Source organism: Paraburkholderia sp. SIMBA_054 (assembly GCF_046534875.1).
In the GTDB taxonomy this organism is placed as follows: domain Bacteria; phylum Pseudomonadota; class Gammaproteobacteria; order Burkholderiales; family Burkholderiaceae; genus Paraburkholderia; species Paraburkholderia hospita.
Genome location: NZ_JAWRXV010001503.1, coordinates 1 through 243, shown reverse-complemented (window position 1 = coordinate 243; position 243 = coordinate 1). Strand labels below are relative to the sequence as shown.

Genomic DNA, 243 nt, shown 5'->3' with positions numbered 1-243 from the left:
CTGGCCGCACGCTTTCTGCAAGGAATCGGTTCTGCCGTTGGTGTAACGGTTTCCCGCGCCATCGTGCGCGATCTTTTCACCCATGAAGCCTCGGCGCGCGTGATGAATCTCATTGGTATCGTGATTGCGATTGGGCCTGCAATTTCGCCGACGCTCGGCGGTTTTACCATGGAGTTCTTTGGCTGGCACGCGATTTTCGTGGTGATGGTGATCCTTGGATTGCTGGTCGTGTTGATGGCGCTC

General features: G+C 56.4%; 1 protein-coding gene. It reads left to right on the top strand.

The genetic code is table 11. The annotated features are described in order from the left end of the window. On the top strand, nt 1-243 hold a 243-nt coding region (locus SB822_RS60050), incomplete at both ends, for an MFS transporter (protein ID WP_410859504.1).